Source organism: Sphingomonas sp. IC-11 (assembly GCF_021043365.1).
GTDB lineage: Bacteria > Pseudomonadota > Alphaproteobacteria > Sphingomonadales > Sphingomonadaceae > Sphingomonas.
In genome coordinates this window covers 693,937-707,997 of the sequence record NZ_JAJNDU010000001.1, presented here as the reverse complement: position 1 = coordinate 707,997, position 14,061 = coordinate 693,937, and the positions used below count along the sequence as shown (strand labels likewise).

General features: G+C 63.4%; 17 protein-coding genes. 9 read left to right on the top strand and 8 right to left on the bottom strand.

The genetic code is table 11. The features are described from left to right. Positions 1 to 29 precede the first annotated feature (29 nt). The 7 genes from LQ954_RS03360 to LQ954_RS03330 form a co-directional block, all read right to left on the bottom strand. Positions 30 to 800 carry a CheR family methyltransferase gene (locus LQ954_RS03360; RefSeq protein WP_231022710.1) on the bottom strand — a complete coding sequence of 257 codons (771 nt, stop codon included), beginning with the start codon at positions 798 to 800 and terminating at the stop codon, positions 30 to 32. 44 nt (positions 801 to 844) lie between these two features. Next, positions 845 to 1,888: a chemotaxis protein CheB gene (locus LQ954_RS03355; protein WP_269142118.1), complete on the bottom strand. Its 1,044-nt coding sequence runs from the start codon at positions 1,886 to 1,888 to the stop codon at positions 845 to 847. Positions 1,889 to 1,911: 23 nt separating this feature from the next. Continuing rightward, positions 1,912 to 2,277, bottom strand: a complete 366-nt coding sequence (locus LQ954_RS03350) for a response regulator (RefSeq protein ID WP_227771091.1) — start codon at positions 2,275 to 2,277, stop codon at positions 1,912 to 1,914. A 61-nt stretch (positions 2,278 to 2,338) separates the two neighbouring features. Then, positions 2,339 to 2,770, bottom strand: a complete 432-nt coding sequence (locus LQ954_RS03345) for a chemotaxis protein CheW (RefSeq protein WP_231021953.1) — start codon at positions 2,768 to 2,770, stop codon at positions 2,339 to 2,341. Further along, on the bottom strand, positions 2,767 to 5,043 hold the full coding sequence (locus LQ954_RS03340; RefSeq protein ID WP_231021951.1) for a chemotaxis protein CheA: 2,277 nt from the start codon (positions 5,041 to 5,043) through the stop codon (positions 2,767 to 2,769). The genes LQ954_RS03345 and LQ954_RS03340 overlap by 4 nt, the downstream gene beginning before the upstream one ends. A gap of 39 nt (positions 5,044 to 5,082) precedes the next feature. Next, positions 5,083 to 5,727, bottom strand: a complete 645-nt coding sequence (locus LQ954_RS03335) for a histidine phosphotransferase family protein (protein WP_227770858.1) — start codon at positions 5,725 to 5,727, stop codon at positions 5,083 to 5,085. A 24-nt stretch (positions 5,728 to 5,751) separates the two neighbouring features. Beyond that, positions 5,752 to 6,162 (bottom strand): M67 family metallopeptidase, encoded by a 411-nt coding sequence (locus LQ954_RS03330; protein ID WP_330999932.1) that lies wholly within the window; start codon positions 6,160 to 6,162, stop codon positions 5,752 to 5,754. 12 nt (positions 6,163 to 6,174) lie between these two features. Between LQ954_RS03330 and LQ954_RS03325 the strand changes: the two genes are divergently transcribed. The 9 genes from LQ954_RS03325 to bfr all read left to right on the top strand — a co-directional run bounded on the left by LQ954_RS03325 (position 6,175) and on the right by bfr (position 13,472). Continuing rightward, positions 6,175 to 7,122, top strand: coding sequence for an RluA family pseudouridine synthase (locus LQ954_RS03325; RefSeq protein WP_227770859.1), 948 nt, complete (start codon positions 6,175 to 6,177; stop codon positions 7,120 to 7,122). 60 nt (positions 7,123 to 7,182) lie between these two features. After that, entirely contained in the window at positions 7,183 to 8,082 is a 900-nt protein-coding gene (rpoH, locus tag LQ954_RS03320; RefSeq protein WP_227770860.1) for an RNA polymerase sigma factor RpoH, read from the top strand. Between the two features lie 127 nt (positions 8,083 to 8,209). Continuing rightward, entirely contained in the window at positions 8,210 to 8,980 is a 771-nt protein-coding gene (locus tag LQ954_RS03315) for a hypothetical protein (RefSeq protein ID WP_231021948.1), read from the top strand. Continuing rightward, a complete protein-coding gene (locus LQ954_RS03310) occupies positions 8,977 to 10,203 on the top strand; it encodes a hypothetical protein (protein ID WP_227770862.1) in 1,227 nt (408 codons plus the stop codon). The genes LQ954_RS03315 and LQ954_RS03310 overlap by 4 nt, the downstream gene beginning before the upstream one ends. A gap of 92 nt (positions 10,204 to 10,295) precedes the next feature. Further along, the gene (locus LQ954_RS03305; RefSeq protein ID WP_231021947.1) at positions 10,296 to 11,096 is read left to right on the top strand and encodes a sulfotransferase family 2 domain-containing protein; all 801 of its coding nucleotides are present in this window, start codon (positions 10,296 to 10,298) and stop codon (positions 11,094 to 11,096) included. Between the two features lie 74 nt (positions 11,097 to 11,170). Beyond that, a complete protein-coding gene (locus LQ954_RS03300) occupies positions 11,171 to 11,344 on the top strand; it encodes a hypothetical protein (RefSeq protein WP_227770864.1) in 174 nt (57 codons plus the stop codon). 86 nt (positions 11,345 to 11,430) lie between these two features. Beyond that, positions 11,431 to 12,645, top strand: coding sequence for a DUF418 domain-containing protein (locus tag LQ954_RS16200; protein ID WP_231021945.1), 1,215 nt, complete (start codon positions 11,431 to 11,433; stop codon positions 12,643 to 12,645). A 73-nt stretch (positions 12,646 to 12,718) separates the two neighbouring features. After that, positions 12,719 to 12,889 carry a (2Fe-2S)-binding protein gene (locus LQ954_RS03290; protein WP_227770866.1) on the top strand — a complete coding sequence of 57 codons (171 nt, stop codon included), beginning with the start codon at positions 12,719 to 12,721 and terminating at the stop codon, positions 12,887 to 12,889. A 97-nt stretch (positions 12,890 to 12,986) separates the two neighbouring features. Continuing rightward, a complete protein-coding gene (gene bfr, locus LQ954_RS03285) occupies positions 12,987 to 13,472 on the top strand; it encodes a bacterioferritin (protein ID WP_227770867.1) in 486 nt (161 codons plus the stop codon). Positions 13,473 to 13,622: 150 nt separating this feature from the next. Here bfr and LQ954_RS03280 read toward each other — a convergent pair whose 3' ends face one another. Further along, entirely contained in the window at positions 13,623 to 14,060 is a 438-nt protein-coding gene (locus LQ954_RS03280) for an Hpt domain-containing protein (protein WP_227770868.1), read from the bottom strand. Between the last annotated feature and the right edge of the window lies 1 nt (position 14,061).

Sequence of the window (14,061 nt, the reverse complement as noted above, 5' to 3'; positions counted from 1 at the left end):
GTGCCGCTACCCGGCTACGGCCATGCCCATCACCCGTTTGGGCTCAGCTCGTACAGGCCCCGGAAGCGCTTGCTGGGTGCAAAGCGGCTCGATTGACCAAGCACCGTCTCCCCGGCGCCCAGCATCAGCAAACCGCCAGGCCGAAGCGCGCGCGCGATTGTGTCGAGCACGCGCGGGCGAAGATCGGGCGCGAGATAAAACAGGACATTGCGGCAGAAAATGCCGTCAAGCCCTCCTGCGGGCGGCGCATCCAGTACCAGATTGCTGCGACGCCAAGTGATCCGCCGCACCAGCTCGGGCTGAGCGATCCAGTCCGAGCCGTCCTGATCAAACCAACGCAACATGCGGCGGATGGGCAGTCCGCGCTGGATCTCGAATTGTGAGTAGCGGCCAGCGCGCGCTCGGTTGATCGCCAGGCCGGAGACATCCGTGGCGACGAGTTCGTGCGCCGTCCCTCTTTCGGTCAGGGCAATGGAAAGCGACAGCGGCTCCTGCCCCGTGGAGCAGCCCGCGCACCAGATGCGCGGTGTGCCGTTCGAGACGGCGGTGATTGCCTCCGCGGCGGCCTCGATCGCGCCCCCGTCGCGAAAGAAGGACGTTTCCTGGTTCAGCAGCGCGTCGACGATGCGATCGGCCAACGCGATGTTGCTACCGTCGCGCACACCCGCGACCAGTTCGTCGATCGAGGCGGCGCCCCGTTCGACGGCGATCGGCTTCAGCGCGGTGTCGATCCTCCACGCGCGATTGGGCGCAATCCGCTGACCCGTGCGCGCCTCCAGCAGGGCGGCGAGCGCGGACATGGTGACTGCGCTGGCATCGCTCAGCGCAAGGGTGCGATCAGCGATCACGCCGCTACGCCGTGTTGAGCGGCGATATAGTCGCCGATTGCTCCGGGCGTCAGCACGGCGTTGGCGAGACCGGCAGCCGCAACTGCGCCCGGCATCCCCCACACGACGGAGCTTGTCTGATCCTGCGCGACCACGGTGCCGCCTGCCGACCGCACCCGTCGTGCCCCGGCAAAGCCGTCACGCCCCATGCCGCTCAGCACCACCGCCAGCAGGCGGGGCCCAAAGCAATCCGCGAAGCTTTCGAACATCGGATCAACGGACGGCATGTTGCCGTTCGCCACGGGATCGCGGTTCAGCCGGATGGCGGCCCGTCCCTTCGGCAGCGGCACCGCCGTCACATGCGCGTCACCTGGCGCGACCAGGATCATATCGTCGCCAATCACCATCTTGTCAGCCGCAACCTGGCACATGCGTCCGGTGGCGGTGGCCACTTGTCCCGCAAAATAGGGAATGAAGCTGGCGGGCAGATGCTGGGTAATCACGATCGGCTTTCTAAACGTCGCCGGCAGCGCCTGGAGCAGGCTGTTCAGCGCATGAATCCCGCCCGTAGAGGCCCCGATCGCGACCACGTCGAAGTCATGGTGAGCGGCAGGCTGCGCCGTTGCAGGCCGCAGGACCGGCTCCGACTGCTCGGCCAGCCGGATCAGCTTTTCCGCCAGAGTCATGGCGAAGCTGCCTGCCGTCACGTAGCGGCCCGGCTTCACCAGCGTATCCGCCGCCCCCAGCGCCAGCGCCTCGATGGTCGCGGCAGCGCCCTCGCCGGCCGCCGAGGAAACCACCAGCACCTTCGCCCCGGCCCCCGCCGCAATGATATCCGGCAGGCCAACCAGCCCATGAATACCCGGCATCTCGAGGTCGAGCAGGATCACATCGACCCGATCGGCGGCAAGGAACCGCAGTGCCCCCGCAATATCGGGCACCGCCGCTGCCACCGAACAGGCCGCCGCTTCCTCCACCATCCGCGTCAGCACGGCGCGCGCGACGGAGGAATCGTCGACGATCAGCACGCGGGCACGCGCACTCGCCAGAGTAGCGGACAAGGCCTGGGATCGGGCCATGGCGTTCAGGCGACGCCGACGATCTGCAGCTTGCTGGCCAGCGTCTCGCGATCGAACGGCTTCATGACGTATTCGTCGGCGCCCGCCTCGATGGCGGCGCGGATGTGGGCCATGCCGTTCTCTGTGGTGCAGAACACCACCTTGGGCCGCGGGCTGATGTCGGTTTCACGCAGCGCGCGCAGGAAATCCATGCCGCTCATCACCGGCATGTTCCAGTCGAGCAGGATTACGTCAGGTGCGCTGGCAAGACAGGCATCAAGCGCCTCCTGCCCATCGCCGGCCTCGGACACGGTGAAATCGAGTCCTTCCAGAATGTGTCGCGCGACCTTCCGGATAACCTTCGAGTCGTCAACGACGAGACACGACTTCATGATTTGGAACCTCATCATTGGCTGGTTCATCAATTATGGGACGGCAAGCGTAAGAACGGTGTTAACCGGCCGCCACGATCGAGCTGACCAGCCGAGCGATATCGATCACCAGCAGCGGTTCCCCGCCGCGGTCTGCCGATCCGGTCGTTACATCGGCCCAGCGCTGGCCGAACGATAGGCCCGGCGGCACCGGCTCCACTTCGATCGGTGCAACATCTTCCAGCGTATCGACGAGCACCGCATGGTGATGCCCATCCACCACCGTGATGATCGCACGCCTTGCGTCCTCGTCCGGCGGCGGAAGATCGAGCAAGCGCCAGGTGTCGATCACCGTTACCACCCGGCTGCGCAGCGCCGCCAGGCCGCGTACTGCCGGATGCGCGCGTGGTGCCGCCACGATCGTGGCGATATCAACGACCGACTCCACGGCATCCGCCGGAACCGCGATGGCGCGGCCGCCTACGTGCGCGAGGAGATGAAGCGTGCCGCTCATCGCCCTGCCCCCGCCGCCAGCGCATTGGCCAGCGCACGGGAATCCAGCAGCGGCCGGCCGGTGTCAGGATCGCGGGTCAGCCGTACCACTTGCCCCCCGGCCGGTACGTCGTCACCGGCGGCCAACGTCACCGCCGCCCTCTCGCCCGGCGCCAGCTGGTGCGTCACACGATAGCCGGCAGCCTCGATCAACGGGCTCAGCATCGCCTCAACCCATGCGGTATCGCCGCCTTGCATCAGGCAGATCGGGGGCGTGCCGCTGCCGGCGGGTTGCTGCGTCAGGCAAGCCGGGTCGATCACCTCAACCGGCTCGCCATCCAGCACCAGGATGCCGCTGACCCCGAACTTGCCCGAGGGCAAGAGGTCATCGCTGTAAGTGACGATATCGAGCGCGCGGCGGACGAGAAATCCGGTGGCGGTTTCCACATCGGGCAGCATCAGCACCGCCAGCTCCCCTTCTGTCAGCGGCGCCTCCGTATCGACGAACAGCGCTGTCAGTCCCTCACGCGCCGTCGCCCACCACCGCCCGCCGGCTTGACGGATCGCTTCCGCCTGAACCGCTTCGATGCGCTCCACCGCACTTAACGGGATCAACCGCCGCTCGCCGTCTAGCGCCTCGAACAGCAGCGCCGACGTCCCCTCAGCGACCGGCTCTTTCTCTTCAACCTCGGCTTCCACCGCGCGCTCGAACGAAACGCCAGCCGCCGCAGCGACACCGGCACAGTCCAGCAGCAGCAACGGTACGCCCGTATCGGGCAACATCTGCCCCGCATACAGGCCCGCCGCCATCACTGCGGGTGCGACCGGCTTCACGACGAGTTCCTGCGTGTCGTCGACGCAATCCACCCCGAGCGCAAAGCTGCCACCGGGCAGGTTCACGATCATCAGCATGTCGCCGAGCGTTTCGGTGGTTCCCAGCACCTCGCCAAGCCTCACCACCGGCAGCCGCCTTCCCCTCACCGTCGCCAGCAGCGCGTCGCCCACGGTGTCGATGCGCACGGCCGCCGAGTTGACAGCCACGATCTCTTCAACCGCCTGCCGCGGCACGGCATAACGATCCGACCCGGCACCGATGATGACCGCCGACAGGATCGCCAGCGTGAGCGGTACTTCGATGGTCGTCGTCAGGCCCCGACCGGGAATATTGTGAAGCCGGATGCTGCCGCCGATCTGCTCGACGTTGGTGCGCACCACATCCATCCCGACGCCGCGCCCCGACGTCGCGGTCACATCATCGCGCGACGAAAGCCCGGGTTCGAACACGAGATCCAGCCGTGCCCGTTCGCTCAGCGCGCTCAGTTCCGCCGCGCGCGCAGGCTCCTGCTCGATGCGCTTCTTCAGCAGCCGCGCCGTGTCGATGCCGCACCCGTCGTCGCTGATTTCGACGATAATCCGGTTGCCGGACTGCCGTGCGACAATCGACAGCCGCCCGGCCTCCGGCTTGCCTGCGCGCCGCCGGTCGTCCGGCGCTTCGATGCCGTGATCGATCGCGTTGCGCACGATGTGAACAAGCGGATCACGCAGCAGTTCGATCATCTCGCGATCAAGCTCGACGTCCGCTCCGTCGATGGCCAGGGACACCTTCTTGCCCAGTGTTCCCGCAGTGTCGCGAACCAGCCGCGGCAAGGCCGAGAACAGCGATTCGATTGCCTGCATTCGGGTGCGGGTGACGGTATCCCGCAGTTCCGAAACGGTGAGCGAGAGCCGATCGATGGCGGTCTCAAGCGACGGATCGCCACTCTCGCGCAGCCGGCGGGCAAGCTCGTTGCGCGCCAGCACCATCTCCGACACGCCGTTCATCATCCGGTCGAGCAGGTCGACGGATAGCCGAATGCTTCGGGTCGCCGCCCTTGGCGCATTGGCGTTCGCTGGCGTCGGCGGTACCAGCTTCAGCGGCGCCGGGCTCTCTTTCCCCTCCAGCGCGGCGAGCAGCAGGTCTTCGCCGCTGTCGTCCAGTCCCGCGCCAGCATCGATCGCTTCCACGATCTCGCCGATCCGGTCGATGATCGCGAGTACCGCGGATACGAGCTGAGCATCTGGGGCCCGCTCGCCGGAGCGTACCGCCTGAAGCACGTCCTCGGCCGCATGGCTCAGCCGGGCGAGCCTCGGCAGATCCAGGAACCCGCAACTGCCTTTGACGGTGTGAACGAAGCGGAAGATCGCATCGAGCCGCGCGCGATCGGACGGATCTGCCTCCCAAGCGACGATCTCGCCTGACAGAGCGGCCAATGTCTCGCGGGTTTCCGCGATAAATTCCTGCAGCAGATCGTCCATTGCGTACCGGCCTTGCACCGGCACGGGTAAATTCCTGGTTTACCTTGGGCGCATCGTCGCGCCGAACAGCATGACATTGTCTGCCGGCGCGCTGACCAGCACGCGTCCTTGCGCGCTTTTCACCATTTCATGCACCAGGAAGGCGGCGGCGGCGCGCGGGGTGATCGCTTCGGAGGCCTGCCCTTCCACCAGCGTCGATCGCAGCTCTTCGTCCAGGGTGATGCGGGGCCCCTCGACCTTTAGCACGATCTCGATGGCGGTTTCGTTCGTCTCGCTACCGATATCGAGCGAGCCGCCGCGGACCAGAGTGTCGCCGGCGATCATCGCCATGTTGAGCAGCACCTTGATTGCCGCCTTTGGCATCATCGGCTCATCCACGAGCCAATTGACCTGCAATCGCTTGGTCTCGCCGAACAGCCCCTCGATTGCCTGCTGCGCTTCCCGCGTGTCTACCGCTTCGCCGAAGCCACCAGCCGCCCCGAACGCCAGGCGGAAGAACTTGAGCTTTGCCGCCGACGTGCGCGCGCTTTCGGCCATCAGCTCCATGCACCGCTCGCGCATTGCCGGGTCGGTTTCGTCGGCAAGCAGCTCCAGCCCGTTGTTGAGGGCCCCGATCGGCGACAGCAGATCATGGCACAACCGCGAGCAAAGGAGGCTTGCGAACTCAACGGGATCAATCGTCATTACCGCTCCATGACGCAGCCGACTTTAGGGTGCAATGGCGAGCGCCACCGGATCAAAGCGGCCGTGCACCGCTCCGTCGCTTGATGCGCGCCACGCGGTCAGATCGGTACCTGCCACGATCATCCAAAAGGCGCCATCGGGAGCCGCCTGGGCAGCATCAGTCGCGGAGGGGATCGCGATGCCGGACGGATGTGAATGATAATGCCCGATCACCTGCAGCCCGCCTGCACGCGCCCGCCGCAGGGCACGGAACAGGGCTGCGGGATCCAGTTCGAAATGGGTAGCTGGCTCGGGGTGGACGTTATCGCATGGCTCGATTGCTTCCACGACGCTATCCTTGCCCAGTAGGAGCCCGCAGGTCTCAACCGGAAAACGCATCGTTTCCGAAACGATTTGGGCAGCCAGCAATCTTGAAATCTGGAGCGTCATATCCATCTAGTACACTCAATGGACCGGGGGGTTTCTGTCATTCAAGCGACCATCGCTCCAGCTGCAGATGGCTGGCGGCTGGATCGCGCCCTGGCGGATGCCGTGCCTACCCTTTCGCGTGAGCGGCTCAAGGTGCTGATCAACGCAGGGCACGTTGAACGGGACGGCACGTTGGTCCGCGATCCTGCGAAGCGTGCGTCCGCTGGAGAGGTTTTCGCGGTCGCTGTCCCGGCGCCGGCGCCCGCGCACAACGAAGCGCAGGATATTCCGCTCGTGGTGGCGTTCGAGGATGAACACCTCATCGTTATCGACAAGCCTGCGGGGCTGGTGGTCCATCCCGCTGCCGGCAATCTGGACGGGACGCTGGTAAACGCATTGCTGCATCATTGTGGCGGCTCGCTTTCGGGTATCGGCGGGGTTGCCCGGCCGGGGATTGTCCACCGCATCGACAAGGATACCTCCGGCCTGATGGTCGCGGCCAAGACTGATCGCGCGCATGAAGGCCTGGCGAAGCAATTTGCCGCGCATACGATCGACCGCCGTTACAAGGCGATCGTCGGCGGCTATCCCATGCCGCCTGCGGGCACTGTGGATGCCCCGCTCGCCCGCTCGCCGCACAACCGCAAGAAGGTGGCGATTGTCTCGAATGGCAAGCGAGCGGTCACGCACTACCGTACGGAGCAGCGCCTGCGCGAAGCTGCGTTGGTGGAATGCCGGCTGGAAACCGGACGCACGCACCAGGTCCGCGTGCACATGGCCTCGATCGGCCACGCCTTGCTGGGCGACCCGGTCTATGGTAGAACAAAACCAGCTCATAAGCGTCAACTTGATGAACTTTCATTCCGCCGCCAGGCGCTTCACGCCGCCAGGCTGGGGTTCGTTCATCCGATCACAAGTGTCGCTTTATCGTTCGAAAGCGTGATGCCTGCAGACATGCAGGAACTGTTCAGTCAACTCGACGTATAGGGTCAAAGCGCCTCGCCAACAGGCGACGGGCGTTTCCCCGGAAAGGGAGATTAGGTACTCATGGCTAGCGGCAACGTCCCTGCGACGATCCCCGCGCTCGGCGGCGAGCAGAGCCTCAACCGCTACCTCGCCGAGATCAAGAAGTTCCCCATCCTGGCGCCCGAGCAGGAGTATATGCTCGCGAAGCGTTTTCAGGAACATGGCGATCCGGAGGCGGCAGCCCAGTTGGTCACCAGCCACCTGCGTCTCGTTGCGAAGATCGCGATGGGTTATCGCGGGTATGGCTTGCCCGTGTCCGAGCTGATCAGCGAGGGCAACATCGGCCTGATGCAGGGTGTGAAGAAGTTCGAGCCGGATCGCGGCTTCCGTCTCGCCACCTATGCGATGTGGTGGATTCGCGCCTCGATCCAGGAATTCATCCTGCGGTCGTGGAGCCTTGTGAAGATGGGCACCACCGCGGCGCAGAAGAAGCTGTTCTTCAACCTTCGGCGCATGAAGGCGCGACTCGATGCGTTTGAGGACGGCGACCTGCGCCCCGAGGACGTGCAGAAGATCGCCACCGACCTCGGCGTGACCGAGGCAGATGTGGTCAGCATGAATCGCCGCATGGCGATGGGCGGCGACACGTCGCTCAACGTCTCCATGCGCGAGGATGGCGAGGGCCAGTGGCAGGATTGGCTGCAGGATGACTCGCCCCTGCAGGATCAGGTCGTCGCTGAAGCTCAAGAAGCGGACGTTCGTCACGGCATGCTCGTCAACGCGATGGACAGCCTCAACGATCGCGAGAAGCACATCCTGACCGAGCGTCGTCTCACGGACGATCCGAAGACCCTGGAGGAGCTCAGCCAGGTGTACGGCGTCAGCCGTGAGCGTGTCCGTCAGATCGAGGTTCGCGCCTTTGAGAAGCTGCAAAAGGCGATGATGAAGATCGCTGGCGAAAAGCGTCTCCTCACGGCCTGATATCGGTTGGTCATCCCGTGCTCCGGTTTTCGCTGGAGCACGGTAATCCCCGCAACGGACCATTCGTGTCACGGTCCGTCATCACCGCACTCGCGGCGGGTTCGATACTTCCCTAAAGCCTTCCACCATGTGGCGGGACGTAAAACAGCTATATGCGGACGGTGCGGCGTTCGCACTGGCGTTGCCGATCCTGTTTTCGATCCCGGTCGTGATCGAGTTTGCGCAACACGTTGTAGAAATAGATCTCGGGTTCTACCAGCACGGCCTCACCGCCTCCGCCGCGTTCGATCAACGGCGTCTTACCCTTGGCTTTGCCAAGGTCCTGGCCCTCCTTCTGCCGGGCTATTGGTTCGTACGCTTCATCGCCTGGAATCGCGACGCACGTCGGGCAAAGCGGATCGAGCGGCCGGCCGCAACCCTTTTCGGGGTGCAATTCGGTATCCAGGCGGCATGGCAATGGCTGGCGCTTTTCGGTCCTCCCATTGGCGTCGTGCTGGGCCTTGCGCCGCGTCTGTCCTCCTATGCTGAGCTGATCACGACAGTAGGGGTCAGCGTCGTCGCGGTTTACCTTGCCGCGTGGCTGGTGGCCTGGCCGCTCGGCAATGCGCAGATCGGCCCCCTGCGCTCAATCGCGATCATGGCCGGCAGTTTCTGGCGTACAGTGGCGTATATGGTGGCCGGCGCACTACCGCTGATGGCGCTGCACTACGTCCTTGGTTATGGCGCGATCGGGCGGCCGGAATGGCTCGTGTGGATCATGATGGCCGCTGACGCGCTGGTGGTTGGCTTTCTCGCGCTCACAACTGTGGGCGCTGCCTACCTCGCCGCTAAACGCGCAGCCGATCGCAGGGGTGTCTCCTTGCGCGACGGAGCGCCAGTGCGGGAGTTGAAGCGTTGACGCGCGCCACCAAGGCAACCGGCCGCGCCGCCGGCCTTTATGCCGCAATGATGAGCGGCGCGGCGCTTCTCTCGTTGGCGGGAAGCGCCCAGCTCTCCGCCCAGTCCGGGCAGTTGGCGGGTCAGCGGCTGAGCACCGTGACCCAAGTTTCGCTCGCCGGCGCGATTGCTGATGCGCGAGCGGCGATCGCCCGATCGCCGGGATCGCGCTACACGATCGCCCTTCCCGCAGGCGTTCATGATTTGAGTGGCGGCGATGCACGCGCCGCCTCTATCGATCTATCGCGTATCGACGCTTGCCCCGGCATGCTGACGATCACCGGCGCGGGCAAAGACCGCACCACAATCATCACTGACGACGATTTAGTCGGAATCATGGGCCGACGCACCAGCTGCGTCACCGTCGCGGACCTCACCATGACGAGGCGGAAGATCGAAACGACGCAGGGCCATGTCGTGGCGCTGACGCCGAATTCCGTGACCATCGATATACCGCAAGGCTTTCCGGCGCCTACGAGCCTGCTATCGAATGTACAGGAAGAATATGCCGACGGCCGCGAGGTCAATCGGAAATGGCTGCGCCGCTTCAACGAGACGCCGCAAGGGCCACAGATCGACGTCGAGCAACCGCAGGTAAACTGGCTGTCAGCGGTCCGAGCGCCGGGCGGAAAGGGCAGGTGGCACTTCAACTTGCGGGAAGGCCGAAACATGCCCCGGCTTCGGCCCGGCGATCTTATAGGCGTAAAATCCAAATTTGGTCGTGACGCCTATCGCTTCACGGACGGTGCGCACATCACCTTTCGCGGCGTCCGCTGGTTGATGGAAACTCGGGGCATCTTCCATCGCGTCGACTATGTGACGATTGAGGATTGTTCGATCTCGCCGCCCCCACCGATCAACGGCATCCGCTTCGCTTTGGCGAGTAGCAGTGGCGGGCCTCAGATCGGCCACCCGATGCAACCGAGTCAGACGCGAGGCCATCTGGTGACCGGCAACGATTTTCGCGGCACAGGAGACGACGCCTTGATGTTCGCTCACGCCAGCGGATTGGTTGAAAACAATCGACTCGCCGACAGCTTCGCCCTGGGCATACGCATCTACGAATCGCCGGGGCTGCGGATCGGTCGAAACGTCACTGAGCGCGCGCCGATCGTGCGAATCGCGGACGACGTCCTGGAGAATAATAACCGTCCGGAACGTCGGAGATTGCGACCGGCAGCTTGATGCCTTCGCCTCACGCCTGGTCGGATGCCCGCTTGTAGATTGTCATTCGCTGCGTCCATCGCCGCCGGCACGGCTTAACAAAAGGATCGATCGTGGGGTTTGGCGACATTACTCGGGGTACGCTGCAAGAGTTCGTCAACTCGAACCGCTTCGACCGCGAACTCTGCGTGTTTATCCACATCCCCAAGACTGCCGGGTCATCGCTTTCGGCAGAGCTGGACCGGATGCGCCCGCCTTATCACAACATCCATCGCCGCTATTTCTATGGCGACACCGTGACCTTTTCCCGGATCGAGGACGAGATCGCGACTGTGATCGACAGCGGTGCGCTGATGGCAGCGCGATCCTGCTCCGGCCACTTCTCATGGACGCAGGCTGAGCCCATTCGGGCGGCGCGCCAAGACACACGTGCTTTCACGTTCCTGCGTGACCCGGTGAAGCGGGTCATTTCGGACTATCGATATTCGCGTACCCCAACGCACCCCACGTACAAGGAGACGATCGAGCGCTTCCCGACGATTGAAAGCTACGTTGAGGCATCAGAGACTCAGGACAAGATGGCCAGGTTCGTCATGCCGGGAAACGTCCGCACGCCAGCCGAGATCGATGTCTTCATCAGCACCAACTATGCCTTCATCGGCTTGCTCGAGATGTACCCTCTCTCATTCAATATCCTGTCGTTGTTGCTCGGTCATGATCGGATGCCTTCTGAACACAAGCGCAAGACGGAGGACACGGCCGACAATGCGGTCGAGGACACGCCCGCGCTTCGCGAGATGATCGCTGCATTTAACCAGCGTGATACTGCGCTGTACGATCTGGTTCGACGCAAACTGCTCGCAGCCCGTGACGAGTGGCGCGCGTTCCGGCAGACGGCGCGTCCGGTTGGCTGAAGGCTTTCCTCCCTGCCCGGACAGCTGTATCGCAGCACGGATTGGCCCTTGGGGGCTAGGCTGACGAGCTGATCATGGGCCTGCTTCGATTTGATCTATCGTCCGATTACGGAATCTTCTTCGCCAGTATTTTGGTTCTGCTGGTCGTCACGATCATCGCCCTCGAGAGGGTATCGCCTCGCCGCAAGAACGCGCGCCGCCGGGTCCGTCGTGGACACGGCGATCAAGCCGGCGAGCTCATCGACTGACCCAGCAGCCTTTCGCAGTCCAGGCGCCTTCTCCTGACCAAGTCAGGACGGTTGCGGAGACTGCCCGGATCCAGACGATCGACGCCGTGCGCGGTTTCGCGGTGATGGGCATCCTGCTGCTCAACATCGTGAGCTTCGGGCTGCCACGCTATGCCTATAGCGATCCGACATTCTATGGTGGCGCGACCGGAGCCGATTGGTGGGCGTGGGCGCTCGCCTTTGTTTTGGCGGACGGCAAGATGCGCGGCCTCTTCACGATGCTGTTTGGCGCCTCGACGATCCTGATTGCCGAGAGAACGGTTGCGAGCGGCGCTTCACCCATACGGCGGCACGCTGCCCGCATGGTCAGCCTGCTTGGGATCGGCATGGTGCACGCGTACATGATCTGGTCCGGCGACATCCTGGTACTCTACGCGCTTTGCGGCTGCGTCGTTTTCTTCGCCTGGCGCTGGGACACCTCTCGTCTGGTTGCGGTCGCAGCGCTGCTCATGGCGGCGCAGCTTGCAAGCGGCACACTGGATTATGCTGCTGCACGTCAGTTCCAGGAGCGGGCGACTGCTACTCACGCGTCCACTTCTCTTCGCGACGAATGGACGAAATATCGGAACAGCCTGGACCAGCTTCGTGCCGTCCCCACCGCAGAGCTAGAGGCATTCCGCGGAGGCTGGAGCAATGTGCTGCCGATGCGCTTTGCCATGACCGCCGAGGCACATCGACACGCCCTGCCAGCCACGCTCCCGGAGACGATCGCCCTGATGCTCCTCGGCATGGCGCTGTACCGAAGCGGATTCTTCAGCGGCGGGTGGTCACGCCGTCGATACGAATCCGTGCTGTTTGTCGGTTACGGTCTGTGCCTGCCGTTGTATCTACCTTTGGTGTGGTGGATTGATCGTTCGGGTTTCGATCCGATCACTCTGTTACTTTCCGACCCGCTTCACCTGGTGCTTCTCCGCCCGGGAATGACGCTGGCGCATGCGGCCGTCATCATTCTTTGCGTTAAGATGGGGTACTGTTCCCCATTCGTCGCCCGACTGGTCGCCGTCGGGCGCACCGCGCTCAGCAACTATCTGTGTACCAGCCTCGTCTGCACCTTCGTGTTCTGCGGTTACGGCCTCGGGTGGTTCGGGTACCTGACCCGGTGGCAACTTTATCCAGTCGTCCTGACGATATGGGTCCTGATGCTAGTGTGGTCACATCTGTGGCTGCGCCGATTCCGCTATGGGCCGTTCGAGTGGCTCTGGCGCTCCCTTGCACAAGGTAAAATGAATCAACTGCGACCAACGGCTGAGAACCGCTTTTGAGAACCATGCGCAAAACTACTTGCGAACTCCTCGCACTAGCGGTACCTGACGTGCCGCAAGAAGGAGTGGTCCATTGGTTGTCTGCGTTTGCAACGCCATCCGGGAAAGCCAAGTTCGTGAAGCCGCGCGTGCTGGGTCGACAACTGCGTGCCAGGCTTATCGGTCGTTGGGGCGCCAGCCGAAATGTGGTCAGTGCACGCCGTTTGCGCGAGCGATTATCGATGAAGAGCGTGCTGCTGCGTAACAGTCGCAGCTTTTAAAATCCGCAGAAATCCGCCCTTTTTTGATTGCTGCATGTAGGTTCGCCAAGGTAGAGGCGATGCCAACACGGAGGCACTACAATGAAGGGCGACGCGCGCGTCATCGAGTTTCTGAACGAGACGCTCAAGAATGAACTAACGGCCATCAACCAATATTGGCTGCATTACCGACTGCTCGAGCATTGGGGCGTCAAGAAGCTTGCTGAATATGAGCGGCACGAATCCATCGACGAGATGAAGCACGCCGATTGGCTGGCGGAGCGCATCCTGTTCCTTGATGGCCTGCCCAATTTCCAGCTCCTCGGCCGTCTGCGCATTGGCGAAACCGTTGAGGAGGTGCTCAAGGCCGATCTCGCCATGGAGATCGAGGCTGTCGCACAACTCAAGGCCGCGATCACCTATTGCGAAGAGGTCAAGGACTTCGGCAGCCGCGACCTGTTCACGCGGATCCTGCTCAGCGAGGAAGAGCATGTAGACACGCTGGAGCGCCAGTTCGAGATGATCGAGCGGATGGGCCTGCAGAACTACATTCAGCTCAACGCCGAAGCGGACAAGCCGCACGGCTGACACCTTGTCGTCGCGCGGGCTTGGTCACACGCTCGCGCGACATATTATCCAGGATCAATGTCAGGGTTGATCAAGGTCAGCCAACGGCTTCGCTATGCCACCGATCGCCAGCGCTTTGATGGGCAGCAACCACCCGCTCTCAGATGGCGCTCAGGCCCGACCGAAGCCGCCACCCTGAACCGGACGGCGGCCAAAGCCCAGCACGGGTCGGCGATCCCTCACGGGAGTGGCTTCGCGCTCCAGCAGCGCAAGCGTTTGCGTGAACAATGGGCGGAGCCCCACGACGTCTTCAAGCACCGCTTCCGGCGTGTCGCGGGTTTCCACGAGATCGCGGGCAACGAACTCGATCTTCTCGGCAAGGTCGGCCAGCGGAAACGCGCCGAACTGACGCGCTTCGCCCTTTAATGTATGAGCCGGGATCACCAGACCAGCAGCGTTCCCGGCGCGCATCGCATCTTCGATGGCAGATACTGATTTAACCCCGTCCTCGCGGAAGTAACCCAGGATACGCAGCAGGTCAGCGCCAAGCTCAGCCTTTGTTTTGGCGAACGAGGGCCAGTCTACAAGGGTGCTACCTTCGAACGACACG

What these genes read in the sequence shown, in the direction of transcription:
- LQ954_RS03360 (WP_231022710.1), bottom strand. Translation starts at nt 800, where the DNA reads ATGTCCGCGCTCGCCGCCCTGCTGGAGGCGCGCACGGGTCAGCGGATT.
- LQ954_RS03335 (WP_227770858.1), bottom strand. Translation starts at nt 5,727, where the DNA reads ATGACGATTGATCCCGTTGAGTTCGCAAGCCTCCTTTGCTCGCGGTTG.
- LQ954_RS03340 (WP_231021951.1), bottom strand. Translation starts at nt 5,043, where the DNA reads ATGGACGATCTGCTGCAGGAATTTATCGCGGAAACCCGCGAGACATTG.
- LQ954_RS03300 (WP_227770864.1), top strand. Translation starts at nt 11,171, where the DNA reads ATGGGCCTGCTTCGATTTGATCTATCGTCCGATTACGGAATCTTCTTC.
- rpoH (WP_227770860.1), top strand. Translation starts at nt 7,183, where the DNA reads ATGGCTAGCGGCAACGTCCCTGCGACGATCCCCGCGCTCGGCGGCGAG.
- LQ954_RS03330 (WP_330999932.1), bottom strand. Translation starts at nt 6,162, where the DNA reads ATGGATATGACGCTCCAGATTTCAAGATTGCTGGCTGCCCAAATCGTT.
- LQ954_RS03350 (WP_227771091.1), bottom strand. Translation starts at nt 2,277, where the DNA reads ATGAAGTCGTGTCTCGTCGTTGACGACTCGAAGGTTATCCGGAAGGTC.
- LQ954_RS03325 (WP_227770859.1), top strand. Translation starts at nt 6,175, where the DNA reads ATGGACCGGGGGGTTTCTGTCATTCAAGCGACCATCGCTCCAGCTGCA.
- LQ954_RS03315 (WP_231021948.1), top strand. Translation starts at nt 8,210, where the DNA reads ATGTGGCGGGACGTAAAACAGCTATATGCGGACGGTGCGGCGTTCGCA.
- bfr (WP_227770867.1), top strand. Translation starts at nt 12,987, where the DNA reads ATGAAGGGCGACGCGCGCGTCATCGAGTTTCTGAACGAGACGCTCAAG.
- LQ954_RS03345 (WP_231021953.1), bottom strand. Translation starts at nt 2,770, where the DNA reads ATGAGCGGCACGCTTCATCTCCTCGCGCACGTAGGCGGCCGCGCCATC.